Annotated in this window: 30 protein-coding genes, 1 tRNA gene and 1 pseudogene; 15 read left to right on the forward strand and 17 right to left on the reverse strand. The window is 64.7% G+C overall.

Features of this window, described 5'->3' with window-relative positions:
* Positions 1-35: 35 nt before the first annotated feature.
* The 11 genes from EV138_RS05495 to EV138_RS05550 form a co-directional block, all read right to left on the reverse strand.
* Positions 36-2,132, reverse strand: a complete 2,097-nt coding sequence (locus EV138_RS05495) for a tetratricopeptide repeat protein (protein ID WP_166678495.1) — start codon at positions 2,130-2,132, stop codon at positions 36-38.
* Between the two features lie 239 nt (positions 2,133-2,371).
* Positions 2,372-2,845 carry a hypothetical protein gene (locus EV138_RS05500; RefSeq protein ID WP_133977345.1) on the reverse strand — a complete coding sequence of 158 codons (474 nt, stop codon included), beginning with the start codon at positions 2,843-2,845 and terminating at the stop codon, positions 2,372-2,374.
* 504 nt (positions 2,846-3,349) lie between these two features.
* Entirely contained in the window at positions 3,350-4,030 is a 681-nt protein-coding gene (locus EV138_RS05505) for a DUF4276 family protein (protein WP_133977346.1), read from the reverse strand.
* Entirely contained in the window at positions 3,984-5,288 is a 1,305-nt protein-coding gene (locus EV138_RS05510; protein ID WP_133977347.1) for an AAA family ATPase, read from the reverse strand. Before EV138_RS05510 ends, EV138_RS05505 begins: the two co-directional genes overlap by 47 nt.
* 159 nt (positions 5,289-5,447) lie before the next feature.
* The gene (locus EV138_RS05515; protein ID WP_166678497.1) at positions 5,448-6,149 is read right to left on the reverse strand and encodes a TIGR02391 family protein; all 702 of its coding nucleotides are present in this window, start codon (positions 6,147-6,149) and stop codon (positions 5,448-5,450) included.
* 286 nt (positions 6,150-6,435) lie between these two features.
* Positions 6,436-6,690: a hypothetical protein gene (locus EV138_RS05520; protein WP_133977349.1), complete on the reverse strand. Its 255-nt coding sequence runs from the start codon at positions 6,688-6,690 to the stop codon at positions 6,436-6,438.
* A gap of 187 nt (positions 6,691-6,877) precedes the next feature.
* Positions 6,878-7,534 (reverse strand): hypothetical protein, encoded by a 657-nt coding sequence (locus tag EV138_RS05525; RefSeq protein WP_133977350.1) that lies wholly within the window; start codon positions 7,532-7,534, stop codon positions 6,878-6,880.
* Between the two features lie 111 nt (positions 7,535-7,645).
* On the reverse strand, positions 7,646-8,992 hold the full coding sequence (locus EV138_RS05530) for an ApeA N-terminal domain 1-containing protein (protein ID WP_133977351.1): 1,347 nt from the start codon (positions 8,990-8,992) through the stop codon (positions 7,646-7,648).
* 151 nt (positions 8,993-9,143) lie between these two features.
* On the reverse strand, positions 9,144-9,479 hold the full coding sequence (locus EV138_RS05535) for a hypothetical protein (RefSeq protein ID WP_133977352.1): 336 nt from the start codon (positions 9,477-9,479) through the stop codon (positions 9,144-9,146).
* Positions 9,480-9,921: 442 nt separating this feature from the next.
* Positions 9,922-10,497, reverse strand: a complete 576-nt coding sequence (locus tag EV138_RS05545; RefSeq protein WP_133977353.1) for an HD domain-containing protein — start codon at positions 10,495-10,497, stop codon at positions 9,922-9,924.
* 12 nt (positions 10,498-10,509) lie between these two features.
* Entirely contained in the window at positions 10,510-11,667 is a 1,158-nt protein-coding gene (locus tag EV138_RS05550; RefSeq protein WP_238157972.1) for a helix-turn-helix domain-containing protein, read from the reverse strand.
* Between the two features lie 220 nt (positions 11,668-11,887).
* Between EV138_RS05550 and EV138_RS05555 the strand changes: the two genes are divergently transcribed.
* From EV138_RS05555 to EV138_RS05620, 14 genes are all read left to right on the forward strand, one after another.
* Positions 11,888-12,136, forward strand: a complete 249-nt coding sequence (locus tag EV138_RS05555; protein ID WP_133977354.1) for a DUF6284 family protein — start codon at positions 11,888-11,890, stop codon at positions 12,134-12,136.
* Positions 12,133-12,417, forward strand: a complete 285-nt coding sequence (locus EV138_RS05560; RefSeq protein WP_133977355.1) for a hypothetical protein — start codon at positions 12,133-12,135, stop codon at positions 12,415-12,417. The genes EV138_RS05555 and EV138_RS05560 overlap by 4 nt, the downstream gene beginning before the upstream one ends.
* Positions 12,414-13,343: a hypothetical protein gene (locus tag EV138_RS05565; RefSeq protein WP_133977356.1), complete on the forward strand. Its 930-nt coding sequence runs from the start codon at positions 12,414-12,416 to the stop codon at positions 13,341-13,343. Before EV138_RS05560 ends, EV138_RS05565 begins: the two co-directional genes overlap by 4 nt.
* The gene (locus EV138_RS05570; RefSeq protein WP_133977357.1) at positions 13,343-13,642 is read left to right on the forward strand and encodes a DUF4031 domain-containing protein; all 300 of its coding nucleotides are present in this window, start codon (positions 13,343-13,345) and stop codon (positions 13,640-13,642) included. Before EV138_RS05565 ends, EV138_RS05570 begins: the two co-directional genes overlap by 1 nt.
* The gene (locus EV138_RS05575; protein ID WP_133977358.1) at positions 13,639-15,294 is read left to right on the forward strand and encodes a DNA cytosine methyltransferase; all 1,656 of its coding nucleotides are present in this window, start codon (positions 13,639-13,641) and stop codon (positions 15,292-15,294) included. The genes EV138_RS05570 and EV138_RS05575 overlap by 4 nt, the downstream gene beginning before the upstream one ends.
* Positions 15,291-15,572, forward strand: coding sequence for a hypothetical protein (locus EV138_RS05580; RefSeq protein ID WP_133977359.1), 282 nt, complete (start codon positions 15,291-15,293; stop codon positions 15,570-15,572). The genes EV138_RS05575 and EV138_RS05580 overlap by 4 nt, the downstream gene beginning before the upstream one ends.
* Before the next feature lie 2 nt (positions 15,573-15,574).
* Positions 15,575-17,854, forward strand: a complete 2,280-nt coding sequence (locus EV138_RS05585) for an SLC5/6 family protein (protein WP_238157973.1) — start codon at positions 15,575-15,577, stop codon at positions 17,852-17,854.
* A 251-nt stretch (positions 17,855-18,105) separates the two neighbouring features.
* Positions 18,106-18,429 (forward strand): DnaJ-like cysteine-rich domain-containing protein, encoded by a 324-nt coding sequence (locus EV138_RS05590; protein WP_202866625.1) that lies wholly within the window; start codon positions 18,106-18,108, stop codon positions 18,427-18,429.
* A 30-nt stretch (positions 18,430-18,459) separates the two neighbouring features.
* Complete coding sequence (locus EV138_RS05595) at positions 18,460-18,651, forward strand: hypothetical protein (RefSeq protein WP_133977360.1); 192 nt, start codon at positions 18,460-18,462, stop codon at positions 18,649-18,651.
* Positions 18,651-19,076, forward strand: coding sequence for an RRQRL motif-containing zinc-binding protein (locus EV138_RS05600; RefSeq protein WP_238157974.1), 426 nt, complete (start codon positions 18,651-18,653; stop codon positions 19,074-19,076). The genes EV138_RS05595 and EV138_RS05600 overlap by 1 nt, the downstream gene beginning before the upstream one ends.
* Before the next feature lie 28 nt (positions 19,077-19,104).
* Positions 19,105-19,971: a bifunctional DNA primase/polymerase gene (locus tag EV138_RS05605; protein ID WP_133977361.1), complete on the forward strand. Its 867-nt coding sequence runs from the start codon at positions 19,105-19,107 to the stop codon at positions 19,969-19,971.
* On the forward strand, positions 19,968-21,659 hold the full coding sequence (locus EV138_RS05610; RefSeq protein WP_133977362.1) for a YfjI family protein: 1,692 nt from the start codon (positions 19,968-19,970) through the stop codon (positions 21,657-21,659). The genes EV138_RS05605 and EV138_RS05610 overlap by 4 nt, the downstream gene beginning before the upstream one ends.
* A 70-nt stretch (positions 21,660-21,729) precedes the next feature.
* Positions 21,730-21,963, forward strand: a complete 234-nt coding sequence (locus tag EV138_RS05615) for a helix-turn-helix domain-containing protein (protein ID WP_133977363.1) — start codon at positions 21,730-21,732, stop codon at positions 21,961-21,963.
* A complete protein-coding gene (locus EV138_RS05620; protein ID WP_133977364.1) occupies positions 21,947-23,134 on the forward strand; it encodes a tyrosine-type recombinase/integrase in 1,188 nt (395 codons plus the stop codon). The genes EV138_RS05615 and EV138_RS05620 overlap by 17 nt, the downstream gene beginning before the upstream one ends.
* A 71-nt stretch (positions 23,135-23,205) precedes the next feature.
* Here EV138_RS05620 and EV138_RS05625 read toward each other — a convergent pair.
* The 6 genes and pseudogenes from EV138_RS05625 to EV138_RS38370 all read right to left on the reverse strand — a co-directional run bounded on the left by EV138_RS05625 (position 23,206) and on the right by EV138_RS38370 (position 25,584).
* A tRNA-Ala gene (locus EV138_RS05625) sits at positions 23,206-23,278 on the reverse strand.
* Between the two features lie 127 nt (positions 23,279-23,405).
* Positions 23,406-24,050: a histidine phosphatase family protein gene (locus EV138_RS05630; RefSeq protein WP_133977365.1), complete on the reverse strand. Its 645-nt coding sequence runs from the start codon at positions 24,048-24,050 to the stop codon at positions 23,406-23,408.
* A gap of 146 nt (positions 24,051-24,196) precedes the next feature.
* Positions 24,197-24,556: pseudogene (gene rsfS / locus EV138_RS05635) on the reverse strand (ribosome silencing factor); the annotation flags it as partial.
* Between the two features lie 7 nt (positions 24,557-24,563).
* Complete coding sequence (gene nadD, locus EV138_RS05640; protein WP_133977367.1) at positions 24,564-25,184, reverse strand: nicotinate-nucleotide adenylyltransferase; 621 nt, start codon at positions 25,182-25,184, stop codon at positions 24,564-24,566.
* A gap of 13 nt (positions 25,185-25,197) precedes the next feature.
* Positions 25,198-25,356: a hypothetical protein gene (locus EV138_RS37190; protein WP_166678498.1), complete on the reverse strand. Its 159-nt coding sequence runs from the start codon at positions 25,354-25,356 to the stop codon at positions 25,198-25,200.
* A 99-nt stretch (positions 25,357-25,455) separates the two neighbouring features.
* Positions 25,456-25,584 (reverse strand): hypothetical protein, encoded by a 129-nt coding sequence (locus EV138_RS38370; RefSeq protein ID WP_255513651.1) that lies wholly within the window; start codon positions 25,582-25,584, stop codon positions 25,456-25,458.
* A 148-nt stretch (positions 25,585-25,732) separates the two neighbouring features.
* On the opposite strand from EV138_RS38370, the gene EV138_RS05645 reads away from it, so the two are divergent.
* Entirely contained in the window at positions 25,733-26,182 is a 450-nt protein-coding gene (locus EV138_RS05645; RefSeq protein ID WP_112245803.1) for an Lrp/AsnC family transcriptional regulator, read from the forward strand.
* Positions 26,183-26,186 lie beyond the last annotated feature (4 nt).

Here is a 26,186-nt window from a genome sequence, read left to right on the forward strand (position 1 = left end):
CCCCGCGGCGCTGCGCTCGTACCCAGCGCGGCGAACTAGTCGCCTGCGTCGGCTACTTCCCCAGCCTCTCCGGTCCAGTAGGCGAGGTTGCCGCGGGTGGTCAAGGTGTCCGGGTGCTCGGGGCCAAGGACGCGCTCGAAGATGGGCAGCAGCTCGGCGAACTGGTCGCGAGCCCCGGCCGCGTCCCCCGCCTGCCCGGACCAAGAGGCGAGGTTGTTGCGGGTGGTCAGGGTGCCCGGGTGCTCGGGGCCAAGGAGCCGCTCGAAGATGGGCAGCAGCTCGGCGAACTGGTCGCGAGCCCCGGCCGCGTCCCCCGCCTGCCCGGACCAAGAGGCGAGGTTGCCGCGGGTGATCAGGGTGCTCGGGTGCTCGGGGCCAAGGAGCCGCTCGAAGATGGACAGCAGCTCGGCGAACTGGTCGCGAGCCCCGGCCGCGTCCCCCAGCTGCCCGGACCAAGAGGCGAGGTTGCCGCGGGTGATCAAGGTGTCCGGGTGCTCGGGGCCAAGGAGCCGCTCGAAGATGGACAGCAGCTCGGCGAACTGGTCGCGAGCCCCGGCCGCGTCCCCCGCCTGCCCGGACCAAGAGGCGAGGTTGTTGCGGGTGGTCAGGGTGCTCGGGTGCTCGGGGCCAAGGACGCGCTCGCGGATGGACAGCAGCTCGGCGAACTGGTCGCGAGCCCCGGCCGCGTCCCCCGCCTCCCCGGACCAAGAGGCGAGGTTGTTGCGGGTGATCAGGGTGCTCGGGTGCTCGGGGCCAAGGACGCGCTCGCGGATGGACACCAGCTCGGCGAACTGGTCGCGAGCCCCGGCCGCGTCCCCCGCCTCCCCAGTCCGGGCAGCGAGGTTATTGCGAGCGGTCAGGGTGCCCGGGTGCTCGGGGCCAAGGAGCCGCTCGAAAATGGGCAGCAGCTCGGCGAACTGGTCGAGAGCCTCGACCAGTTCTCCAGCCTGCCCGGTCCAGTAGGCGAGTTCATTGCGAGCGGCCAGAGCGTCACGATGTTCTGGTCCGCCGGTGTCACTTTGCAGGTGGGCGTCAGCGATCAGCTGGAACAGGTCCCGTGCCGCAGTGGGGTTGCCGCTATGGCCGCTGTAGAGCGCGATCCTCCACATGCCACTGCTGATCAGGTCTAGGACAGCGCGGGCGTGGGGCAGCAATAGCGCGAACACCGGCCACCCCTCGGGCAGGTCAGGGTCGGCCGGGATCGCGGCCTCGACTAGTGCGCCGGCAGCCTGCCGCCATTGACCAACCGCGTTGGCGGGTTCTTGGGCGAGGGTGACGTGCTGGACTAGGCGGTGTACCGACACCATGCCGTTTCCTGCCGCCGTGAGCAGTGAGTAGCGCCGCAGCGCGGCGGCAGCGTCTCCGACTGCGACCGGATCGCCCAAGAGCTGACCAATGGCGTCGGTGACGCTTGGCGCGAGCTGGTCGGCAAGTTGTTCGTCGGCGAGCAGCAGAGTTAGCGGCACAGGGTCGGGAGCGAGACAGGCGAGTAGCCGTAACAGTCCCGCCGCTCCGGGTGAAGACGCGCCCAGTTGCTGCAACGCCAGCGACCAGGTGGTGGCAACCGTCTCGTCGTATCCGGTCGGCTCTCCTCGAGCCAGGAGTTCATCGCGGCGCTCCCGGAAAGCGACCAGGTATCCCGCCAGGGTGCCGACAGTGGCTTGGATGTAGGCCGCGGCCTGTTCCAGAGCCAGCGGCAGTCCGCCCAACTCATCGGCCAACTCCAAGGCCGCCTTCCGGTCCGGGTCGCCGGTCCGGTTAACAAGAAACTCCGCCGCCACCTTCCGGTCGAGCATCGGCACGTCTAGGGACTGCCCGGGCGGCCAGATCTGATCCCGGCTGGTGATCAGCACTCGTCCCCGGCCAGCCGGGGGAAGGAACGACGCGACTGAGGAGCGGCTTGGCGCATTGTCGAAAACCAGCATCCACTCGGCCGGGTAGGCACGCAGTGCGCCGTGGACCGCGGCGACCGGGTCTGCCGTATCGAGCAACTCCCGGACCCCAAGCTGGGCCGCGAGTTCACCAAAGCTGGCCGCCAGCACCGCCGGGTCCTCCGCGGGCAGCTGCCATCCCACTCCGACCTCGGCCAGATGCCTGTGCGCGTACTCCAGCGCGATGCTGGTCTTACCCACGCCACCTAGCCCGCACAGCGTCACAATCCGCGGACCGGAGTCGGCCGGCCCGGCCGCCAGCATGACGTCCAGCTCCTCCAGAAGACCTTCTCGTCCAGCCAGGAATACCGGCCGCGGCGCGAGCCGCACCGGCTGGCTCGCCACACGGCGGCGGTGATAGTCCACCCGGCCCACGGCGACACCGCCGCGGGTCGCGGCCGTGGCACCCGGCGCGAGCGTCCACGAATCCCCGGACTCGGCTAGACGTTCGCCTGGCCCGGCTGAGGAGGGTTTCCGGTCGAGATCGACCCCTGGACATTGTCGGCCACGACCCCGCCCCGATCGGCCATCTTCACCCCCCCGGTGATGTTCATGTCTCGTCCGGCCGCCAGCGAATGATCAGCGGCCGAGACCTGCGCCTGGATCTGCTCCACCAGGGCACGCATATCGCCCTCGACACCAGGGTCATCTTCCAGCAAGTCGGCTAGCCGCGTCGTCCACCGCGCTTCGAGGGCCGCTCGGGCCCGTTCCAGGTCCGCGCCCGTAGCCCCGGCAAGCTGCTCACGCGTTTCATCTAGCCGCCGCTCAGCAGCCTCCACCTTCTCCGGATCACCGCGCCCCAGCAGCCGCGCAAACCCACTCTTCGCGGCCCCCCACGCATCGGTCACCGCCGCCGTTACCACCGTATTCCCAGCCAGCGCCGCCAGCGCCAACAATGCCTCCAACAACGGCATGCTCCCCCACCCCTTCAGTCCGAAGCCCAACCATCGCATAGCACGCACCCCCGCGCTATCAGCAAGTCGCAACGTACTGGTCCTCATAGACATACATCTGCCGAACACCGCCAGCGATCTGCAGTGCTGAATCTGCGCTACGACCAGAACGGTGAACGACCCGACAGTCGCGCGTGGTACCGCGATCCGGCTCGGTATCTCGAGCGACGGATCAAGCCGAGTCGATTCGAGGTCGCTCTGCTGCACATGTGGGTCCGCGAACCTGACGGCATCTACGGGTACCTGAGCCTCCTGGAGCGCGACCGGTGCGAAGGCGGGCCGCTGGGTGCTGGCCGTCGCCCTCAAGCCACTGCTGCCGGACGAAATCGCCGCCTTCCATGCCGACCAAGCTGCCAGGGCGACACGGCAATCGGTCCTTCCTGGCGATTGCTAATGGGGCATTGCTCAGCGCTGGCGGATGACTGCCTGGAGTCCATTCCGTGCCCATCCGACCTTTACCACCGTCTAGACTGACGCTGGTCGTCTGCAGTCTATGGAATATTGTTCATCTCCAGCCATGTGAAGGAAATGCCGCAGGCTTCGGCTGTGGAGCGCGGCTCTCGCGACGCTCATTTTGCGGCATATTCGGTCGCTATCTTTCACCTTCTGGTAAGTGAATCCCCCGGCCATCATATCGTTCATTAGCTTGTAGCCGTCGACCTTGTCGGCGCGATTCGGTTCCACCTTTCTTCGGTGTGCTTGTGTAACGTCGAACCGTGCAGGTTGGGCCTTCAGCGCGTCGAGATCTGCGATAAGCCAGTTCTCGAACGCGCGGTCTTTAAGTATGAAATGGGTGTCAAGTATTGCGCCAGAATTCTGCAGGACGATTTGAAGAGCGGTGGCGATCGCACCAGGGCAATCGTCCTTCTGTTCTCTATCCAGTAATACTAGAGCGAGGTCGGCGCGCTTCACATTCTTAGCGATCATCAGCAATTTCCTGCACTCGCGGATGATGATTCTCGGGTGAGCGTCTGGTGTGACCGAGAGTCTAAGCGGACTCAAGAATATATTCCCAGTACGCGCCCTCAGTTGGGGATATAGATAAGCGAGACTGCCATATTCGCTGTCGCCTTCCGTGATTACGGCGAGGCGTTTGCTCCTACTCATCTTCGTCCGTGCTGGGTCCGAAGCCCAGAGGCATGGCATCGGGTATTAGGCCGCTGTCGTAGACGTCGAAGGCCGTCATCTCGCCTTCCTTGATCAAGTCCCTCACTTGCGGCGCGTAGTCCAACAGTCTCCGCAGCGAGCTGCGTCCGCTGCCTATCGTCATCAGGCGGATGCAATTCGGCGACACATAATCAAGCAATACTGGCGAATGCGTGGTGAGGACAATCTGCTTTGGCGCCTCACGGCAAAGGTCGATGAACTGTCTGAGTATCCACGGGTGAACGGAGTTCTCAGGTTCCTCGATAACGAGTAGAGGAGTTCGGCGATCATAAAGCGCGACAAACAAGGCTAACGCCTGCATGGTTCCATCCGACAGGTCGCTGCTACTCCAATTGCGTTGAACATCTCGTTCCTTGAACTGGAGAACCAGGCGCCTATCCTCGGTGTAGGCGATATCTATTGATTCCAGGGCGGGGAAAATTGAGCGCATTAAGTTCTCAACTTGCGCCCATGCTCGTGGGTCCTTCTGCTTCATCCATACGGACGCTCCAGGCAGGTTTTCTCCATAGCGTTCAAGTTCCGAGTTTGGGGTCGCAACGCCGGGCGCCCTGACGCTTGATGGTGATATCTGGAAGATCCGCATCCGCGCTAGTCTGCTGATGAATATTCGTAGTATGCCCGATAGATATAATGGCGCATCGAAGATTAGTGAGCTGCTAGGCGTTTCGCGCTCCACAATATTTTTGATTGCGCGGTCACTGCTGAATGGGCGAAACATCCGGCTCACTGCCTCGTCCCGTCTAAACCGGGAGGGGGGTGAATAGTCGTAGCTAACACGCCCTTGTCCGTCCCTGAAAACTATCAACCACAAGCGGTCTTCATTGGTTATAGTGATTGTCTCTTCGACGACCGCGTAGTCAGCCAGGACGGATTGGCTGGAAGTCTTGAAAGAGAAGGAGTGTGAAATCTCAAACTCCATATCTCTGGGTACGGTTGTTCCGCGCGACTCTGTCTCGGTAAAGCCGAATTCGCCGGCGGTCAGCTTTGCTACGACTTCGATACTGATAGGCCGAGTTGCCCGCCTGCTACGCCGATGCGCGAGGTTGTCGTATCCGCCAGCCCGACTCACGGCAATCTCCAAGCCGTGGCGGTAAATCTCGCCGACAAGGTTGATCGCACTCACGAGATTCGTTTTGCCTGAACCGTTTGGGCCAGTAATGACGGTGAAGTGGTCCAAGTCGCAGGCGACGTCGTAGAGGGAGCGCAGGGTTCTAAATCCGACACGAACAATCTCCATCGGCTCACCCTAGGGCTCGGGTGAACTCAAGTCGAGATCGAACCAATACCAAAGGTAGTCCTGGTGCCGAACTGTGTTCGATGCCCTCGAGTCGAAGGCGCTGTGAACGGCCGTCGATGACCTAGGTGCAGGTATCGGCGGCGCCGAGTCGGGTGCTGTTTACGGCCGAACAACCTCGGTCTCGTCGGCCCATCTAGCGACCACCGACAAGACGGCCACGTGCTCAAGGCCGACCTGTTCTGTCCATTCGTCGTCCGTGTGTGTGGCGACGTTTCGGATACCCGCGAACGCGCCCTGTGCGAGGAGGTGCAAACCTTCCTGCCGAGACCGCCAGGTCTTCGAGGTCCTGTCGCCGGGGTAATGAAGCCGCACCTGATGGCCCGTTGGTTCCGCTGGCGAGAACAGTTGGGCGACAAGCTCGCGTTCAGTCAGGGGGGATGCAGCCTTCTGGGCGATGTGAGCCGATAGCGAAACCGCGGCCTGGCCAACCGCGACACGGTACTGACCCGTGTCCCATAAGGCAGAGGCAGCGGGCCAGACATGCGGATGGAACTGATCCGCAACTAGCGATGGTGCTTCTGGCGCTAGATTGAGTGCCCACAGCTCTTGATCTCGGAGGATGCCGAGCGCCTCGCGGACAGCGCGCAGAGTCGGGTGTACACCCACGTACGCCTGAGGTTCAGTGATGCGCGGGGGAAGGGCGGGATCCAATTGCTTTACGATCTGACGGATCGTTGGCAGGGTGGTGGAGATCGCGGCGCCTATCTCCTTGGAGCTATCCGCTCGAAGGTCACGGTTGTCATAGGCCAAGAGAACTTTCTCGAAGGTCTCAAGACGCTCACGCATCCATTCGTAGTTCACCTCGGCGAGCTTACAGATCCGGAACGGCGATGGTCTCGCCCTGAGGTTCGGCGCAGGGGAGAGATGCCCGCCGCTGCTGGCCGGGGGCATCTCCTGATCCAGTCGCAGAGGTGTGTGTGTCACATGCGTGCCACCGCTTCGGACCTATGCAGTGTTTCCGCAGACGGGCGGGCTCCTCTCTCTGCTCTGTAAATCTGTCGACCTTTGCCTACCCAGGTTCGAAGCCTCCGGGCGATGGGACCTAGGCCCGTTTCGTGCTCGTAGCAGAGAGATGCCCCCGCCGGCGTCAATCGTCTGACTCGTCCTGAGGGTCGTGATGTATGGGGCCGTAGTCGGCCTCCAGCTCCCGAGCCAGTTCGGCCTGGCCCTGCCGGTCGGCAGGGCCCTCTTCGGCAATTTCCCGCAATGCATCCATCGTGTCCATCTGCCGTAGCGTGCGACGTACGGCCTCGGGATTGTCCTCCAGTTCCTGTGGGTGCTGCGGCGCAGGATTAGCAGCCTCGACTGCTAGCTTGTGCTTGTCGTCAGCGGCGTCGCTCATTCGCTCATCCTGTCAGCCCTCAGCACACCAGGGTAAGTGGGAATCGTTGGCTCATATCGGCCAGCCCGTGACGGGAGGAAACCTCCGGAGATCTCTCAGCGTATGGACAACAAGGTCCTCGATGAAGTCGTCACGACGCTTCGTCTTGCGCAGAACCTCAGCTTGATGGTTCTCCGTGATGATCGCATCAACGTACGGCGTAGCCGAGAAGATAATGATGTCGAATGCGTCTGACCGAATCGCCCGCCGTGAGGAATCCGCATAGAATTTGTGGAAAATGGTATACAGACTTGCCTTCAAAGATGGGGAAGGCGTCGATGTCCACTACAGTTTCATTGAGCATCATCCCCTGGGCAAAGTCGTGAGCACGCCACCCGAGCTGCTGGAGCCCAGCGATCTGCAGGAAGAGGCGCAGTTCCGACGACGTATATGCGCCACCCGCGGCCGGAAAGTTGGGGATGAGAGAACTGATGCCATCGACGATTTCATCTTGGACGCTATTCCAGTGGCGCTCCTGCTCAAGAATCGACTCCGTGCTGAATCCAATAGTGAGCGCTTGACCTAGCTGGACGCCATCTGAGCCGAGTTGGCCGACGAAGCCCGTCAGGCAGGGTTCGACACGGCTAGCATCTGGATAGCACCGAACCTCTTCTTGCAAAAGCTGCTCGTGACTCTTCAGCAGGATGCATGGGAGCGGACTAAATTGTTCAATAAACTTCCGGTAGATGTCCGCGTCGCGACGCAACTCAAGCAACGTGAAGGCCGAGAAGCTAGGAATGTAGAACGGCGCTATCGAACACGACCAGGCGAGAAATCTGCCGAGTAACTCAGGCTGCTTGACCATCTCGCTAACCGCATTCGTGTCGAGTAGGCACAGCCTGTAATCAGTCCCATTCAAAGTTATCATCACTCACCTGGCGTGCCGCCGTGTTCCGTCTGGTTGTCACTCAGTTAGTCACTCAGGCAGCGCCCGTCGAGCGACGGAGTCCCAGGTAAGTCTCTCGACGAGAACCCTCCGCTTCACTCCGAGACGTCCAGCCAGCCACCACCTAAAAACAAGAATCGATTGCCAATACCCGTCCGCCAGGTCACGGAACTCTGGCATTTCACGGTTCGCGTGCTTCACACCGTTATAGAGATTGGACATCGATTTAATCCAACTGGATCGATCCACCGGCAGCGGATGACAACAACTGTCCGCTATATTGCCGAGCCGTTGATAGAAGTGCTGCTTTCCTGCGGCGCTCTCACTGACGCCTTTTTCAAGTGCCAGCAGAAAACCCAAGGCCTCCAGGCCAATGCCCAACTGTGCAACATGTGTCGAGACTGGGGCTCCCTGCAGATCGAGCAGGCTGAGTATCGGGTCAATTGCGCGAGCCATGCGATCTCTGAGCCCAAGCCATCGTGCGACGCCCCGACTACCCACATCATCGAAATGGAACAAGAATAGTGGTCCACCACCTATTGTCAATGGTGCTGCAATCTTGGTAAGCGAGGTCTCCACCGGATACCACAGTTGACCATGCGCTTTACCATCAAGCGTGCGCGCTGGATCATCATTCCGGGTCGCCTGGTGGCCCTGAAAGGTAAATCGCCGCCAGGCCGCTATCCTCACAAGGTCTCTGACCGCTTCATGCTGTGCCAGATGATCACGCCACTCACGGGCATTTTTCACCTGAGTCTCGACAAGCATTCGCTCACTGATTGTCGTTTCGTCGGGATGTTCGCCACTGCCATAAAGATAAGAGGGTCGAATCGTTAGATTCATTGATTTGGAAATTCTGATTGAATCAGGAGCCTTCAAGTGCAGGGAGGCTGACTCAAGGCGACCGTCTGGCGAGTACTTTTGCTCCGCATCGAGACTGTGTAGCCCGACCCAGGCACCCAAACCTTCGACCTGAGATCGAAGGCCGTTAAGTCGCGAGTAACGAGCCGTGCCTCGCGCGCCAAGCACGGCATAGTCACTTGCTAGAATCCCTACGCCAACGCCGCTCGGCCAGACCGCATTCCATGTTCGAACGCGACAGCCGACCAGAACCACCGAACCATTGTGGTCATGAAACTCAAAGGCGTCAGGTGGATCGCTCGAAGCCCGGGGGCCGTCTGCGTCGACGAACGTTGCAGCGCCGAACCAGTCTCGCTGCGGATGGGATTCCTCACCGTGGACCCAGGGAATAGAGATCTCGATGTCACCATCGTCAGTCTTGATGAGCTGTGCAGCGATATAGGGCGTGTCAGCGCGGCCATCAGCCAAAAAGCCAACTCGCGGCTGGCCGACAACCAGTATGTTCTTACCCACCATCAACACCCACTAGAACTCAGTCCGAAGAGCTGGCCTCAGGCTGAGCCTAGTCGGGTGCACTGCCAGCTTCTCTTGGCCGCGCCGAAGGCGCGCCTTGAACGGCTTTGTTAGGACCTGGCAGGAGGAGCGACCGCCGCGCCACCTGGTTCGCCTAGTCGGCCTGGAAGGCGGTGACCTCATCCGGCAACAGCAGCCTGAGTGCGGCCGCCGGCACCCAACGGCCACCTCCGCGCGGGTCGCGTTCCAGGAGGCTCACATACCCGTAGATGCCGTCAGGTTCGCCGACCCACATATGCAGCAAGGCGACCTCGAATCGAGTCGGCGTGATACGTCGCTCGACATGCTGAGCCGGGCTGCGATACCACGCGCGACTGTTGGGCCGTTCGCCGTTCTCGTCGTAGCGCAGGTTCAGCACCGCTGCATACCAGCTCGCCGCCTCCCCCGCGAGGCGCTGAACCACCCACTCCCGACTGGCTTCGTCCCGCACGCCGTAGCCGTGCTGAGGCACTGGCGCCTCGGCATCCCATACACAGGCGTACCGCACAGAAACCTCCCGATTCGAATATCTATTCGAACCTAAGGCAAGCGCCGGGTCTCCGCAATCCGGGGCTCGGCCAGCCGCGCGGGGGCTGACAGAACTGACAGAACCGACAAAACCCCGCCGAAGGGAGGTTCTGTCAGTTCTGTCAGCGGCGCTTCAGACGCGTGGCGACTCAGGTCGGGACTTACGCGGCCTGGCCGCGTGCCAGGTCTGGATGGTGCGCGGCTTCCAGCCAGGCGACCGGCCGAACATCCGATCGGGGGCAGGGATCTGGTCTCGTGTGACGTAGGCCCGGACCGTTGACGCCGACACACCTAGAAAGGTCGCCACGTCATCAGTCATCCACCAGTCCGAGGGCAGGCCCTCGGTGCCCTTGTCTGTCATTGGGTCACTTCTCCCGCCAGCTCAGAGGTGAGATCTCCAGAGCCACATCCGCCACCCGCTTCGCGGTCTCGGTCTTCAGTGCTGCGCGTGACGAATCGATCCAGCTCTGGACTCGCTGAACACCAAGGTCCCGATACTCGACCGCCTGAATCAGACATTCGAGCTTGTCAGCATCCCGAGCACAGATCGCCTCTAACGATTCCTTCGCTTCATACTCCTCAACTGCTTTCAGTACCGAATTGGCCAGTGGTTCAGCCATGCCCGCTACCTGGTCAACCGTGATCTCCACATTTCCCTTGGCTTCCACGTACGGCCGCGCACTGTGCGGGATATCGCCGATTCTCGTCTCTTGCGAGTCATGCCAAAGACCCATGTAGGCGGCCTTGGCGGGGTCGCCGCCCTCGGCCGCTGCAATCAGGCCAGCGAGCTGAGCAACTCGGAGGCTGTGCTCGGCAATCGACTCAGGATCGCGGACGCCGGCGTGCCACCATCCGGACCGTCGCTGACGCTTCAATACGCCCATCTCGAAGGCGAAGGCGGCAATAGCAGCGGCTTCCTTCTGGCTTTTCTCGTCACTCATTCCGCTACTCCCTCAGTTTCGCCCAGCGAGCTGTGTCGCAAAGCGTAGATTGGCCAGTTCTTGCCTAGCATGTCTTCCCAACTCACCTGCATCGGCCTGCTCAATTGCAGCCAAAGTCCTCTGTCGTAGCTCCGAGTCGGACTCAAGAAGCTCCTTTCTCGCCATCACAAGACACAGGAGGCTATGAATATTCATCTCCGCATTACGCGGATCATGCAGATGAGTAATCAGGTGTTCTATAAGCCGCCTGCCCGACCAGGACCGCGCACCCAACTCCACCATTTCACCATCATCTGCGAACGTATCGGGAATCTCCCCTAGCCAGTATGCCCAGTAGGTGAGGCTCGCAAGCGTCTGATTATCGCTCGCTAGCGTCCCTTGAATGAAATGTCGAACTGGCTCCAGGTCACCCTGACGCGCGATAGCCAAGGACGCAGTCCGACTGAGAATGCCTGACGGCAAATCCCGTTCATCAATAGAACGCGCCGCAGTTCGCCTATGTTCCCTGGTCAACCACTGCGCAGATTCTTCTCGCTCATCAAATGCCAACATGTAGGTAGCCTGTCGCCTGAGCAGCGTCGTCGTATTTCCGGCCATTTCCGCCGATGTAAGCATCTGATCGAAGAAGCTTTGTTGCATAGCCTTTGACAGCTGAGGACGATCGGCCACTGGACCGCGCGCCTTCGGCAGAGGCAGGTGCCTAACCGGCCCGGGAATTATCCCCGTGAACGGCCAGGTCACCAGCCCCACAAAGCTGCGCCGATGGACGCTGCTCGCGAGCGGATTATCCCACAGGGGCAGAGGTGCGGCGCCAGCTCGGACGGCAGTCGTCAGAAAGGCATCCGCCTCCACAGCCGAGGGCAGTAGCGATGTCGCGACAGCTGGCACACCCATCACCGTGAGCCGCTGACACAGGCGGGTCAGGTCAGCGGCGCGCAATGCAGACAGCGGCCGACGCCCGCTCTCCCATCCTTGGATCGTGTTGTCGTCCACGCTGAGGCGCTCAGCCAGGTCCACCTGCGTACAGCCAAGAGAGCCGCGCATGAGCTTGAACAGGTAGCCAGAAACGACGCCAAGTTCAGGCGTTTCGCCGGAACCCTGCGAGCCAGTCAGGGTTTGCCCTCGACCCATCCGGGTTAGCACCGCCTTCCGCGCCTGATCGACCGTCAACTACCCGTACTAGTGGTCAGTTCATCACGAGTCCCATCGACGGCACGGTTGAGACATGCCGACTACACCAGTGTTGCAATACAGCGCGATTGCTGTAAAGCTGTACAGCGTCGGCGCTGTACAGAACCTTGCTTCTGAGCCGACAGAGCGACGCCCCGGCGGGTGCAACCGCCGAGGCGTCTGGGTCGCACTAATCCATTCGCGTAGAGGAGCACTACCCGTGAACATCATCCACCTTCCCGCCGGTGACGGCGACGGCCCGTCGGCTCAGGATCTGGCCTCGATCGAGCGTGAGTGGCCGCTGATCGAGGCCGAGCTCGCTCTGCTGGACGCCGAAATTGCCTACATCACCGCTGGTCCGGCCGCGTCGGCGCTGGACCGCCGCCGGGTTCGCCGCGCACAGCGCCGCGTCCTGACCGTCGGCCGCGAACTGACCGCCGATCAGGCAGTCGCGGACGGTGCCGCGTGAAGCGCCACGCTGCCGCCGCGCCGAAGCCGGACGCTGCTCCGCTGGACCTGGCCGGCGCCTACGCCGAACGGCTCGGAGTCGAGACCAGCGGCCACGTGGGCAACGAGCTAGTTGCCCAGTTCGAGCACCTGTCGCAGTTCGTGCTGTCGGGCGACTTGACCTCGATGCGTCCCGGTGCGGTGTCGGCCGAGGCCGCGACCGCCTACGGCGAGTTGTGGGTGCTGACCGCGTTCCTGTCCGACGCCTGCACCGCCCTGACCGGATCGGAGATTCGGCGATGACCACGACTGAGGTTGCTACCAGCAACAAGCCGACCGGCGTGGACCGGCTGCGATCGCAGGCGGCCGAGGCGTCGCAGGTACGGGCGCTGTCCACCCACCCCGACGTGGTGGCTCTGCGAGTGGAGTCGGTCCGTACGCAGGTGGACGTGTTGATGTGGGTCGGGATCCTGCTCGGTCTGGCCTTCACGATGGTGAACGTTCAGGCGTTCGCGGCACGCGGCGCGACGCTGGTGTCGCTGCCCTGGCTCGCCGCCTGGCTGCTCGACCCGATGGTGTCGCTGGTCCTGATCGCGGTCCTGCGGGCGGAGCAGATCACCGCCCGGTATCAGGTCCCGAAGATCAGCAAGTGGATCACCGCAACGAAGCTATTCGCGTTCGCTGCGACCTTCGCGATGAACACCTGGTCATCGTTCCTCAAGCTCGACGCCGCCGGGATCGTGCTGCATGCGATCCCGCCAGTGTTGATCCTCTGCGCTGCCGAGACCGCGCCGGTACTGCGGGACCGACTGACCGAAGCCGTGATGCGGGCCGAGCGAACCGCTGCCCTGGCTGACCCGCACAAGGCCGCTGAGCCGCTCGCGATGCCGGTCGTTACGCAGGAGATGCCCCCGCCCCCTGCTGCCCTGGAATCGGCTCCTGAGGCGACGCGGGAGGCATCTCCCCACGCCGCCGCCAAGACGCCGCGTAAGCCGTCCAGCAAGCCCCGCAAGAAGGCCGCCGCAAAGGCGGGCCGCAAGTACCTGTCCGACTACGTGACCGACGCCCTGGCCGCTGTCGAGCCGGGCATTGATGCCGACGTGATCACCCCGGCATGGGCACGCAAGACGACCGGTTGCTCTGCCGGGCTGTCGGCCAAGGTCGCGGCCGGTGTGCGCGACCAGCTCGCTACCGCTGCGGTGTCCTCGATCGAGAGGACGGCTGCCTGATGACCGTCTACGTGGACGACATGCGCCGCCGCGCGCGGGTCGGCCGGACGGTGGCCCGCTGGTCGCACCTGGTCGCCGACCACCCCGACGAACTGGCCGCGTTCGCTGCCCGACTCGGGCTGAGGCCCGAGTGGCTTCAGGACGCGGGTAAGCCGAGCGAGCACTACGACGTCACCGACTCGATTCGGTGCCGCGCCTTGGAGCTGGGCGCGGTCCCGATGTCCTACCTGACGGAGATGGGCCAGTTCATCGCCGCCAAGCGCCAGAACGCCAACACAGACAAGGAGAACGGCCGATGATGGCGACCAAGCGCACCCGTACCGCCGCGCACCGTCCGGCTGTCCGCCGTCGCCGGTTCCGTCACGACACCCTCACCGCCCTGGACCTGTTCTCGGGGTTCGGTGGCCTGACGCAGGGCATCGAGCACGCCGGGTTCGACGTGATCACCGCCGCGAACCACAACCCCTACAAGGTCGAGGTGCACGAGGCGAACCACCCCACGACCGAGCACTTCATCGCCGACCTGGCCAACCCCGAATCGTCCGACTACCACGACGTACGAGACCTCCCGGCCGCCGACCTGCTCACCGCCGGCGTCTCCTGCGTGAACCACTCCCCCGCAAACACGATGAAGGCTTACGACCAGGGCCTGACCCTGTTCGACCTGGAAGACCCTGACTACGACGAACGGGTCACCAAGTCAGAGCGCGACCGGGCCACGGCCAACTGTGTCCTGCACTACGCCGCGATGCACCACCCCCGGCTGATCCTCGTGGAGTGCACGACCGAGCTGCAGTCGTGGGGCAACCTCGTTCCTGGTAAGCGGAAGGTCGGCGACGGCTCGACCTACCGTTGGTGGCTGAAGCAGTTCGAGCTTCTCGGCTACCGGTGCCAGGTGCTGTTCCTGAACTCGATGTTCTTCGGGGTCGGGCAGTCCCGCAACCGCGGCTTCTGGGCCTTCTCCAAGGCGTACCTCCCGGCGCCGGACCTTGAGCACCGGCCGCCGACCTGGTGCGACGGCTGCGAGACGATCGTTGAGGCCGTCTGGACCTGGAAGACCGGCATCCCGCCCACCGGGTCGGTCTGCTACGGCAAGCAGTACGAGTACCGGTGCCCGTCGTGCCGTCGCCCGATTGTGCCGCCGTTCACGCCGTCGCTGGACGCGCTCGACCTGTCCAACCTCGGGACCCGCATCGGGGACAAGCCGATCCGGACGTTCAAGGACGGCTCGACCGGACCGATGGCCGCCTCCACGATGGCGCGGGCCGAGCGGTGCCGCCGCCGGTTCGGCGACTTCCCCGCAGTGCTGATGCCCGCCAAGGCGAACCATGGCAGCGAGAAGCACCCGTGGCAGCCGATGTCCACCCAGACCAGTCAGCAGGAGACCGCGATCCTGTCTACCGGTGCACTGGCCGTGGACAACTTCCAGGGCACGGCACGCGGTGCCGGTGAGCCGCTGCCGACCCAGGGCGGCTCGGAGACCATGGCGCTGCTGTCGAGTGGTGTCGTCCCGTTCCGCAAACACACCACCCCGACGATCCACGGCGAGGCGATGCCGACTGTCACGTCCGAGCAGGTTCCCGGGGTGTTGTTCTCCGGCTGGTACAAGCAGAACGGGTCCACCGGCACCGAGACCGCACCGCACCCGGTCACCGACCCGCTCGGCTCGCTGACGTCCCGCGACACCACCGCGCTGCTGATCGCTGAGTGGCGTGAGGCTCTCGCAGATCTGACGCTCGAAGACTGCTACTTCCGCATGATGGCCACCCACGAAGTCGGCCGGGGGTGCGGCTTCGACGTGACCTTCGGCGACCACCAAGGCACCTACGTCGTATGGGGATCTGCCCGCGACCAGGTGGACGGCTACGGCAACGCCGTCACCCCCGCTATCGGCCAGTGGGTCGGCGGTCGCATGCGTGCGGTACTCCACAGCGAGGAGGTGGCGGCATGAACTTCGGCATCGCAATGTCAACCCTGGCAGGAGAAAACCCGTTGGCGCTCAAGCTCTACCTGCTGACCCGGACCGGGAACGTGGACTACGACGAGGCAGCGGCGATGGTCGTCGCGGCCTGCGAGCTGTGGCCGGCGCGGGCCATCGCGGCAGCCTCCCACGCCGCCGAGCCCGACGCCGAATGGACCTCACCGAACCACTCCACCTGCGACCTCATCGGCCTGGCCGCCGAGGGCATCACGCCCCGCGTCCTGCTGATCGACGTGAAGGGATGCTGACCATGCCCAACGACGAAACCGACAACGTTCACCGGCTGTACGACGAGACCGTTCAGGACACCGTTCACGACGACATTCATGACGACGCTCAGCCCATCGTTCACGGCGATGCGGAGCGGGTGGACACCGAAGACGTTCACGACAGCGATGGCGACGTGATCGAAGGAGAGGTGCTGACCGATGAGGAGTCGGCCGAACTCGACCGCCGGTTGGAGTCTCGCGGCGCGCTGGTCGTGCGACGTGCGATGGCACCCGCACGGGTTGCGAAGTCGGCGGCGGTCGCGGTCAGGTCCCACGAGCCGACCGTGAAGGTTGGCAAGGCGACCTTGCGGCACACCTGGACGGTGGTGCAGGGCGCGGAGTCGTTCGCCAAGCGCGCCTACGACGCCTCCACCTTCGGTATGTATCGGCGTCAGATGAAGGCTGCCGAGGCGGCCGGTGACCGCGAGGCGCTGAAGGAGTGGGCCGACCGCAAGGAGATGGCCACCGAACGCCGCCACAAGCGGCTGATGGACCTGCCCCGGCTGTTCATCGGCCTGGTCAAGGTGCTCGCCGCGACGCTCATCGGTATCCCGCTGGCGGTGTTCGTGATCGCGGTGCTCACCAAGCTCACCGGCAACGGATCGTTCACCGGCGTCTGGCTGGGGTTCTTCGCGGTGATCGGCTTCGTGATCGCTGCGGTGTCGTTCGTGTGGGGGCTGTTCCTGATCGCCGCGCCGTTCCTGCTGGTGTTGGCCATGTACCGCGAGGGTAAGCGCCGTGCGGCGCCGCCGAACTGGCTCGTCACGACCGGCGAGAACGAGTGGGATCTCGACATCGATGAAACGACGATCGCGCGCGCGTTGGACTCGCTGCGCATCCCGAACATCACCCGCTACCTGAAGGAGGGCTACAAGCTGCAGTTCATCACCCCGGCGCGGCAGCAGGGACGGGGCACTCACGCGCTTATCCGGCTGCCTGGCGGTGTGCCCGCAGCCGAGATCTCTAAGCGTCGCGTTGCTCTGGCGACCAGCCTGCACCGCGCTGGCTCGGAGGTCTGGCCGACCACCGGCGATGAGGCCGGGATCTTGGATCTGTGGATCGCCGACAAGGGCGCGCTCGTGGGTGGTCCTGGCGCGTATCCGCTGTTGTCCGAGGGGCTTGTGGACGTGTTCAAGGGTGTCCCGGCGGGCAAGTCGCTGCGCGGTGACGAGCTGCGTGAACCGGTGATGGGCCGTAACTCGATCGTGGGTGGTGCGCCGGGTCAGGGCAAGTCGTCGGCGTCGAAGACGTTCGTGGCCGGCTGCGCGCTGGACCCGACTGTTGAGATGCGGATCTGGGTGCCTGATCAGAACTTCGATTTCGAGCGGTTTAAGCGACGTTGTTCGCGCTACGTCATGGGTGCCGATGACGAGTCGATTCGTCAGATTCGCGACGACCTCAAGGAAATGTTCGAGGAGATGGGCCGTCGCGGCGACCTGCTGAAGGTCTACGAAGTCGAGCAGGTCACTCGCGAGCTCGCGGACAAGAACGTCGGCCTGCACCCGCTGGTCGGTCTGCTGGAAGAGGCCCACGTGGCCTTCCAGCACGAGGAGTACGGCGAGGAGATCTGCAAGTACGCCGTCGCGCTGGTCAAGCTCGGACGCAAGCGTGGCATGCATTTCCGGGTCTCTACTCAGGCTCCGACCGCCACGTCCCTGCCGAAGGATGTCACCCGCAACTGCACCAACAACGTCGCGTTCTACGTACAGGACTACGTCGCGAACGATGGCTTGCTGGGACAGGGCGCGTACAAGCAGGGGGTGCGGGCAACCGACCTGATCCCCGGTGAGAACCGTGGTACGGCGATCGTGAAGGGCTTCACCGCCGCGAAGTTCGAGACGTTGCAGTGGTACTTCCTGGATGGGGCCGAGGGCAACGACCAGATCACGCCCATCATCGACCGTGCTCTGGCCGCGATCAAGAAGCGCGAGCTACCCGCGCCCGGCGAGCTGAGGCGACCGGAGATCGAGACCCGCGACCTGCTCGCCGACCTGGACGAGGTTCTCGGCAACGACCCGGTACCGATCGCCGACGTGCCCGCCCTGCTGCGCGACCTCGCCCCGACCTGGACGCCCTACCAGACCCTGTCCGGCAAGGCCCTGGTCAAGATCCTGGCCGCCGATCACGGCATCAAGGTCCCCTCGACCGGAAACAAGTTCCCCCTCAATCCTGCTACCGTCCGTAACGCCATCGTGCTGCGGGACCGCGACGCCGGCGCGGCCGACGGCACCGAATTCGACGGCGAACCGATCGCCAGTTAGCTCCGAGTCCGGGGCCGGAAACCCCGCTCAGTGCGGCCTGACCAGCCCGTTTCCGACCCCGGTTAACTCGCCTCACTCGGTAACTAATCGCAGGTCAGAGCCATGTTCAGTCGATCTCACTCGCTGAGTGAGGAACCTAACCCGATCACCGGCAGCTAACCCAACCCCAGAATCCCCGGCGACGACCCGGCCTCCGGTCCTCGCCTCTACCTCTCACGCCCAGAACTGACTACAGAAGGTGACTGACTGTGGTGCCCGCGAATCATCTGCTGTTCCTGTTCGCCTCGACCGTCCTGCCCGCCAGCGTCGTCACCAGCAACCAGCCGATGACCCACAACCAGCGCGTCGCCGTCTGGATCGGCACCGGCCTGGCCGCCGTCGCGCTCTACCTGCTCGGCTGCTGGATCTTCCCCTTCGCCAACTGCACCAAGTGCGCCGGTTCGGGCAAGTCCCGCGCCCCGCGCGGCAAGGCGTTCCGCAACTGCCGCCGCTGCAAAGGCACCGGCCGTCGGCGTCGCGTCGGCACCGTCCTGCTCGACCACCGCGCCGCCCGCAAAGCCTCCCGCAAGCACTGACCCGACCAACCCTCAGGAGACCCGCACATCATGGCCACCGCACCCCGCAAGCGTTGCAAGAAGACCACCGACCAGACCGAGGCGCTGACGCCCGCACAGGAGTACCGGGCCGCGCTGGAGGAGTTCACCTCCTACTCCACCAACAACGAGACCGCCGAAGCCCTCGACGCCCGCGACCGGCTCGACCGGGCCGAGACCCGCCGCCGCTGGTGGCACTTCTGATGGCCGCGCGGCTGATGGACAAGGCGAGCCTGCACCCGGCCGCGTCGCGCCACATCGAACTGTGGAACGGCAAATTCGCTCTCGGCTGGGAGCTGAACGGCACACCAGTGTTCAAGTTCAAGTGGGCGCCCGGCGGGCTCGCCACCCGCCGCCAGCTCCGTGCGATGCGGATGTGTCCGGGCGGCCAAGAGCCCTACGCGGTGCTCGTGTGGCGCAACGGACAGCGCTGGGCCTGGCTGTACCGGCTCGACCTCGCCCGGCCGTCGCGGACACCGTCACCCGACCAGCTCAACGCCTTGGACAAGGCCATGCAAGCTCGCCGCACCTGCGGGCTGTGTGGGCAGGTCCGTGACTACTGCATCCCCACCTCGGACGGCCGATGCGTCGAGTGCATCGACGCCGCCGCCTGGACCACCGCCGCCTGACGAAAGCTACTCGAGGAGGACCCTTCCCGTGTCAGATCTGCTGACCGCCGCCCTGAACGCTGCCGAGCACGGCTGGCCCGTGTTCGTGCTCGGACGCTCCAAGCGACCCGTAGCCAACTGCGACGCCTGCCCGCTCGACGCACATGACCCGGCAAGCTGCGATCACCTGACCTGCCACGGATTCCACGCCGCCACCACCGACCCTGCCCGCGTCGCCGCGATCGTCGCCGCCGTACCGGCCGGACAGCTCGCTGTCCGTACCGGCGCGGTCTCCGGCCTGCTCGGCATCGATGTCGACCCCGCCCATGGAGGCAACGACAGCCTCGCCGACCTGATGGACGCCGAACTCGTGCCGCGCACCCTGCACGTGCACACCGGCAGTGGTGGCCTGCACCTGTACTACCGCCACCCCGGCGGCTACCTGATGTCGCGGCCGATGCCGAACCGGCCCGGCATCGACATCAAGGCCGACGGTGGCTACCTCGTCCTGCCCCCGTCGATCCACCACCGCACCCACCGCCCCTACACATGGGGCCAGACCGCCACTGACGTGGAGATGCCCCCCGCCGGACTGCTCGACGCCTGCGAGCCCCCAACGCCCGTCAGCACCCCGCAGAAGCCTCTACCGGCCACGTGGAAGGCGCGGGGCATCTCCCACCCCGACAAGCTCCTCGCCGCCCACCTGGCCGCCGTGGACAACGCCCCCGAAGGCAAACGCCGCACCACCCTCTACGGAGCCGCCAGAGGCGTCGCACGGCTGATCCTGGCCGGTGCGATCGACCACGCCGACGCCGTCACCGTACTGACCGACGCAGGCCACCGAGCCGAGCAGACCGACCGCGAGATCCGAGCCGCCATCACCGGAGCGTTCAAGGCAGAAGGGATCGCAGCATGACCGCCGCCGAACACCTCCCCGACTGGCTCCCACCGCTCACCGAGCCACCCGAAGACCCCTACGAACCCACACCGCCGACACCGATCAGAACCAACGACAAAACCTCATACACACCATTGCATCACGATCGATCGGGCGAGTTCCCGGCCGTCGTCGTGCCCGCCGGCCACAGCGAAGCCGACGCCGTGCAATGGGACGGCGACCCCGTGCCACTGAAGACCAACCGGCTCCTCCGACCGTTCCCGGTCGAGGTCTTCCCCGGCTGGCTGGCCGACCAGGTCACCGCGGTCGCCGAAGCCACCCAGACACCGATGGACCTCGCCGGATCAGTCGCGCTCGCCTGCCTGTCCACGGCAGCCGGCGGCAAGGTACTGGTCCAGGTCGATCGGTCCTGGATCGAACAGGTCAACCTCTACACCGTCACCGCCTTGTCGCCCGGTTCGCGCAAGTCGCCGGTGTTCAAGGTCATGACCGCACCTCTGTCCGCCGCTGAAGACGCGCTGCGGGAGATAGCAGCAGAAGCACGCGTAGAAGCCGAGCTGGCCGCCCGCGTCGCTCACGCCCGCGCCGAACAACTCGCCAAGAAGGCCGAAGTCCTCACCGCCAACCCGCAAGAAGCACTCGCCGACGCCACCGCCGCCGCGAAGGAAGCCGCCGCGATCACGGTGCCTGACCTGCCCCGGCTGATGACCGACGACGTGACCCCGGAGTCGTGTGTCTCGTTGATGGCCGCGCACGGCGGGCGGATCGCGGTCCTGTCGGCCGAAGGTGACGTGTTCGCCACCCTCACCGGCACCCGCTACTCAGCCGCACCCAACCTCGGTGTGTTCCTCAAAGGCCACGCCGGCGACAAGATCCAGGTCGATCGCAAAGGCCGCGAGTCCGAAACGATCGAGCGTCCCGCCATGACGCTCGGAGTCACCACCCAACCCGGCACCCTGCAAGGACTCGCCGCACAATCCGGCTTCCGTGACCGAGGCGTCCTCGCACGGATCCTCTACAGCCTGCCCACCAACACCGTTGGACAGCGCAACAACCTCGCCCAAGCCGTCCCCGAAGAGATCGAGACCACCTACGCAGACGCCCTGCGCACCCTCGTCCTGGTGCTCGACGGCCACGACACCCCGCACCAACTCGTCCTCACCCCCGAGGCTCGGCAAGTCCTGCTCGACTTCCAAGACTGGATCGAACCAAGGCTGCACCCGCAGACCGGCCAACTCGCCGCCATCACCGACTGGGCATCCAAGCTCGCCGGTGCCGTCGTCCGGCTGGCCGCCCTGCTCCACCTCGCCCACACCTTCACCACCGGCTACGCCACCCCCATCACCGCCGACACCATGCACAACGCCCAACGCATCGGCCGCTACTACCTCGACCACGCACTCACCGTCTACGACCTCATGGGCCAAACCCACCCCGCGCTGGAAGACGCACGCCAGATCCTCGCCTGGATCACCAAGCACTGCGCACGAACCGGCCGCGACACCTTCGCCCGCCGCGACGCCCTACGCGGCCTCCAAAGCAACCGCTTCGCCATCGCTACCGACCTCGACCCCGGCCTGGACCTCCTCACCGACCACGGCCACATCAGGCCCAAGGCCAAGGAGAAGAACAGCAAGGGAGGACGTCCCGCCTCCACCACCTACGACGTACACCCACAGGTCCTCGCAACCACAGGGAGGGACTGATGACACCAGAGGTTTTGTCAGTTCTGTCAGTTCTGTCAGCCCACATCGCTGCCCAGAGGAGCTATCTCGCATGACCGACTCCAACGTGTCGCCGCTGGTGCCGACCCGCGCTCTCTACACCGTCTCTGAAGCCGTTGTCCTGCTGAACTACAGCCGCAGCCAGGTCTACGAGCTCATCCGTATGGGCCGCCTCCAAACCGTCTCCGAGGGTCGGAGCCGTCGGGTCCCGGCTGAAGCCATCACCGAGTACGTCAACCTGCTGAAGATGGAAGCGAAGGAGGGCGGTAGTGCCGCAGCGGCGTAGCCAGGGCGACGGCGGAATCCACTGGGATGCCAGCAAGAAGCGTTACATCGCGGTTGTCTACCTGGGCCCTCCCGTGGGCAATGCAAAGCGTCCCCGGCTCACAGCGAGTGCCACGACCAAGACCGAAGCCAAAGAGAAGCTCAAGGAGAAGCTGAAGCAGGCGCAGGACCGTGCAGCACTCGCGGCCAAGGACTACACCGTCAAGGAGGCCGTCAACGACTGGTTCGACTTCGGCCTGCACAAGCGGCATCCCAGAACGGTCAAGAATCTGCGCAGCCTGGCGAACAAGCACGTCATACCCCACGCCATTGGCACGCAGAGGCTTCAGGAGCTGTCCGCCGACGAGGTTGACGAATGGCTTGGCGAGAAGGCCAAGAGCCTCAGCACGGACACTCTCCGCCGCCTCCACTCCATCCTTCGTCGATCGATCACACGAGCCCAAGCGAGAGAGAAGGTGCACCGCAACGTGGTGATGCTCTGCGAGATCCCCAACGGCGTAGGCGGCAGACCGTCGAAATCACTTACTGTCGGCCAAGCGCAAGCGCTGCTAGAGGCCGCCGCAGCATCACCGCTGCACGCCTACATCGTCGTCTCCATCCAGACCGGCGCCCGAACCGAGGAGCTGCGGGCACTGACCTGGGCCAACCTGGACCTCGATGGCCGGCCGAACGCGGAGCCTCCTGTACCGCCGTCGATCCGGGTATGGCGCTCAGTACGAGAGGGCGGCGACACCAAGACGTTCAAGTCCCGTCGGACGCTGGAGTTGGCCGTACGGTGCGTGGACGCGCTGAAGGCTCACAGAGAACGGCAAGACGTTCGGCGGCAGGCAGCCGGAAGCCGCTGGCAGCACCACGACCTGGTCTTCGCCACCGAGATCGGCACTGAACTCGATGCTGCGAACGTGCGTCGCGCGTTCCGAAAGGTCGTCAGGGAAGCAGGACTCGACCCAACGAAGTGGACGCCCCGCGAACTACGGCACAGCTTCGTCTCGCTGCTGTCGAGCAAGGGTGTCCGGATCGAAGACATCTCGCGGTTGGTCGGGCACGCCAGCACGACCGTGACGGAGAAGGTCTACCGACACGAGCTGCGACCGGTGCTCACGGAAGGCGCAACGAAGATGGATGAAATCTTCCCCAGCCAGGGCGACGGGGAGGCCAACGAGAAGCCGTAGCCTCCCGATTAGCCTCCCGGGTCAAATATCAGAGGCCCTTTCCCAACCGGGAAAGGGCCTCTGACCTGCGGTGGAGCTTAGGGGATTCGAACCCCTGACCTCTTCCATGCCATGGAAGCGCGCTACCAACTGCGCCAAAGCCCCTTGCGTTCTTGCGACTGCGAAAGTCTAACTGACAGCTGGTGTGAAAGAAAAATCGGGGTGGGCGGGTGGGTGGTTGCCCTTGAGTGAGGCGTGGAGGACCGGGCTTGCGGGGTGCGGGAGAGGGGGTTCAGCGTTGGGGGTCGTCGCTCATGACTGGTTCGGGGAGGGAGCCGGCGTTCCATTCCTCGATGCGCCAGCCGGCTCGGCCGGGGAGGAGGGAGACCCAGTTGCAGTTGGAGAGGCCGCCGAAGGCGGGCCAGTTGGCTTGGGGGATGCCTAGGAAGAGGCAGATGCCTACGCGGGCCGCCAGGCCGTGGGTGGCTACTACGACGGTGTCGGAGGGTTCCGCGTGTTCTACGGCGCGTTGGAGGGCCGGGGCGAAGCGGGCGGCTACCTCTTCGACGGTTTCGCCGGCGGTGCCTCGGCGTTGGGGTTCGCCGGAGCGGATGCGGGCGGCGGCTTCGGGGTGAAGGGCGGCCAGCTCTTCCATCGTCATGCCGGCCCAGTCGTCGACGTTGATCTCGCGGAGAGCCTCGTCGTACTCGACCTTCAGGCCGGTGAGGGCGGCGAGTTCACCTGCGGTGGCGGCTGCGCGCTGGAGGTCGCTGGAGAACAGGCGCGTGGGCGCGAGCGAGGCGAGGCGCAGGGCGGCGGCGCGGGCCTGGGCGAGGCCGACATCGTCCAGTGGGATGTCGGCCTGGCCCTGGATCTTGTCCTGCAGGTTCCATTCGGTCCGGCCGTGCCGCCAGACGATCAGCCGGCCCGCGCTCATTCGGCCGGAGCCGAGGGCGCAGCGAGGTGAGCGTCGGCGGAGACCTCAGAAGCGGAGGCGTCCGAAGCCGAGCCGTCCGTGGCAGAAGGAGCGTCTTCCTCGCCCGAGCGCGGCAGGACCGGCGCGGGCTCGGGGATCTTGCCGTCGGGGCCGGGGATCGGGATCAGCGGGCAGTCGCGCCACAGCCGCTCGAGGGAGTAAAAGTTGCGCTCCTCGTCGTGCTGGACGTGGATCACGACCTCGAGGTAGTCCAGCAGCACCCAGCGGCCCTCGCGGGCGCCTTCGCGGCGTACCGGTTTGGCGTCGAAGTCGACCCGGAGCTTCTCCTCGATCGCGTCGACGATCGCGCGGACCTGGCGGTCGTTGGACGCCGAGGCGACCAGGAACGCGTCGGTGATGGCGAGCTGCTCGGAGACGTCGAACGCGAGAACGTTCTCGGCCTTCTTGTCGTGGGCCGCCTCGGCTGCTGCGGTGAGCAGCTCGACGACGCGTTCGGTGGCAGGCATTTGTTCCTTACTGATGGTTGATGTAGAGGTCGCGCTTGGCGATGTACTGGACGATCCCGTCGGGTACGAGGTACCAGGTCGGGTTGCCTTTGGCGACGCGCCGGCGGCACTCGGTGGACGAGATGGCCAGGGCCGGTACTTCGAGCAGGGTGACCCGGTCGGGCGGGAGCTGGTCGAGTGGGAGCTCCAGCGATTCCGTCCCGGGCCGGGTACAGCCGACGAACCGGGCGAGTTTGAACATCTCGTCCACGTCCCGCCAGGTGAGGATCTGGGCGAGCGCGTCGGCACCGGTGATGAAGAACAGCTCGGCGTCGGGGAACAGCCCGGACAGGTCGCGCAGGGTGTCGATCGTGTACGTCGGGCCGGGCCGGTCGATGTCGACCCGGCTGACCGTGAAGCGCGGGTTGGAGGCGGTGGCGATCACCGTCATCAGGTACCGGTCCTCGGCGGGCGAGACCTCGCGATCCGACTTCTGCCACGGTTGACCAGTCGGGACGAAGATCACCTCGTCCAGGTCGAAGTACGCCTGTACTTCGCTCGCTGCCACCAGGTGGCCGTGGTGGATGGGGTCGAAGGTACCGCCCATCACGCCGATGCGCCGGCCGGGCCGTACCACGGAGTCCGCCATCGTGTTCAGCCGCTCAGCTGTGCGGCCGGCCCTTGCCCATGATCACCGTGACGGCCAGCAGCGCGACCAGCACGAACAGGGCGAACCCGCCGTACCACCAGGGCGAGATGTGCGACGCCTCGCCGGCGGCCTCTTCGACAGCCGCCAACTGCGGCAGGAGCAACGTAAGCATGAGGCGAAGCCTATCTCCTGCCCACCGACAGGAACGCGACCGGTGGCCAGTGGCGGCCCTCGGAAGGGCGCCGGGCCTGCCGGTCGCGCGGGTGGTGGGTCAGCTGTGCCGGATGTAACGGGTCAGCAGCCTGCGCCATGCGGACGGCGCGGCGGCCGCACGCTGGTGCATGGCGGCGACACGGTGCATCTCGTCGATGTGGGCACGGGCAACTTCAGGGGTGATCATGATTCCTTCGCAAGGTCTGTGGACGGTGTCGGAGCGACTGACTCCGACACTTCAAATTGTACGATATGCAGTGTCGTTACACAAACGAATTAAAGGCAGATCGCTTGATCTCCCTACGAATCTGCGGTGAACGAAGGAGTAACCCAGGATGGATGCGATCGATCGGCAGCTGGTCGAGGCACTGCGGGCGAACGGGCGGTCGAGCTGGGCCGAGCTCGGGCGGGTCGTCGGCCTGTCCGGGCCGAGCGTCCAGGAGCGGGTGAAACGGCTGGAGGACCGCGGCGTACTGCTCGGCTACCGGGCCGTCGTGGCGCCGGACCAGGTCGGGCTGGGGACGAGCGCGCTGATCGGGCTGTTCCAGCGCGACGACGTGGAGACCGACGACATCGTCGAAGGCGTGCGGCAGATCGAGGCGGTCGAGGACTGCTGGTTCGTGGCGGGCGACCAGGAGCTGGTGGTGAAGGTCCGGGTGCCGGACGTGACGCAGTTGGAGGCGGTGGTCGGCAGCCTGCGCCGCGTCAACGGCGTGGTCCGCACCCGCACCACGGTCGTCCTCTCCACCCGCTGGGAAGCCCGCCCCGCTCCCCTGCCCGACTGACAGC

Source organism: Kribbella voronezhensis (assembly GCF_004365175.1).
Lineage (GTDB): Bacteria > Actinomycetota > Actinomycetes > Propionibacteriales > Kribbellaceae > Kribbella > Kribbella voronezhensis.

Bases quoted from the DNA above. Each gene is read 5' to 3' on its own strand.
- EV138_RS05595 (WP_133977360.1), top strand. From the start codon at position 18,460: ATGGCCACCGCACCCCGCAAGCGTTGCAAGAAGACCACCGACCAGACC.
- EV138_RS05645 (WP_112245803.1), top strand. From the start codon at position 25,733: ATGGATGCGATCGATCGGCAGCTGGTCGAGGCACTGCGGGCGAACGGG.
- EV138_RS05530 (WP_133977351.1), bottom strand. From the start codon at position 8,992: ATGGTGGGTAAGAACATACTGGTTGTCGGCCAGCCGCGAGTTGGCTTT.
- EV138_RS05600 (WP_238157974.1), top strand. From the start codon at position 18,651: ATGGCCGCGCGGCTGATGGACAAGGCGAGCCTGCACCCGGCCGCGTCG.
- EV138_RS05630 (WP_133977365.1), bottom strand. From the start codon at position 24,050: ATGAGCGCGGGCCGGCTGATCGTCTGGCGGCACGGCCGGACCGAATGG.
- nadD (WP_133977367.1), bottom strand. From the start codon at position 25,184: ATGGCGGACTCCGTGGTACGGCCCGGCCGGCGCATCGGCGTGATGGGC.
- EV138_RS05505 (WP_133977346.1), bottom strand. From the start codon at position 4,030: ATGCCATGCCTCTGGGCTTCGGACCCAGCACGGACGAAGATGAGTAGG.
- EV138_RS05575 (WP_133977358.1), top strand. From the start codon at position 13,639: ATGATGGCGACCAAGCGCACCCGTACCGCCGCGCACCGTCCGGCTGTC.
- EV138_RS05585 (WP_238157973.1), top strand. From the start codon at position 15,575: ATGCCCAACGACGAAACCGACAACGTTCACCGGCTGTACGACGAGACC.
- EV138_RS05610 (WP_133977362.1), top strand. From the start codon at position 19,968: ATGACCGCCGCCGAACACCTCCCCGACTGGCTCCCACCGCTCACCGAG.
- EV138_RS05510 (WP_133977347.1), bottom strand. From the start codon at position 5,288: ATGGAGATTGTTCGTGTCGGATTTAGAACCCTGCGCTCCCTCTACGAC.
- EV138_RS05565 (WP_133977356.1), top strand. From the start codon at position 12,414: ATGACCACGACTGAGGTTGCTACCAGCAACAAGCCGACCGGCGTGGAC.
- EV138_RS05615 (WP_133977363.1), top strand. From the start codon at position 21,730: ATGACCGACTCCAACGTGTCGCCGCTGGTGCCGACCCGCGCTCTCTAC.
- EV138_RS05520 (WP_133977349.1), bottom strand. From the start codon at position 6,690: ATGAGCGACGCCGCTGACGACAAGCACAAGCTAGCAGTCGAGGCTGCT.
- EV138_RS38370 (WP_255513651.1), bottom strand. From the start codon at position 25,584: ATGATCACCCCTGAAGTTGCCCGTGCCCACATCGACGAGATGCACCGT.
- EV138_RS05545 (WP_133977353.1), bottom strand. From the start codon at position 10,497: ATGAGTGACGAGAAAAGCCAGAAGGAAGCCGCTGCTATTGCCGCCTTC.
- EV138_RS37190 (WP_166678498.1), bottom strand. From the start codon at position 25,356: ATGCTTACGTTGCTCCTGCCGCAGTTGGCGGCTGTCGAAGAGGCCGCC.
- EV138_RS05500 (WP_133977345.1), bottom strand. From the start codon at position 2,845: ATGCCGTTGTTGGAGGCATTGTTGGCGCTGGCGGCGCTGGCTGGGAAT.
- EV138_RS05580 (WP_133977359.1), top strand. From the start codon at position 15,291: ATGAACTTCGGCATCGCAATGTCAACCCTGGCAGGAGAAAACCCGTTG.
- EV138_RS05570 (WP_133977357.1), top strand. From the start codon at position 13,343: ATGACCGTCTACGTGGACGACATGCGCCGCCGCGCGCGGGTCGGCCGG.
- EV138_RS05525 (WP_133977350.1), bottom strand. From the start codon at position 7,534: ATGGTCAAGCAGCCTGAGTTACTCGGCAGATTTCTCGCCTGGTCGTGT.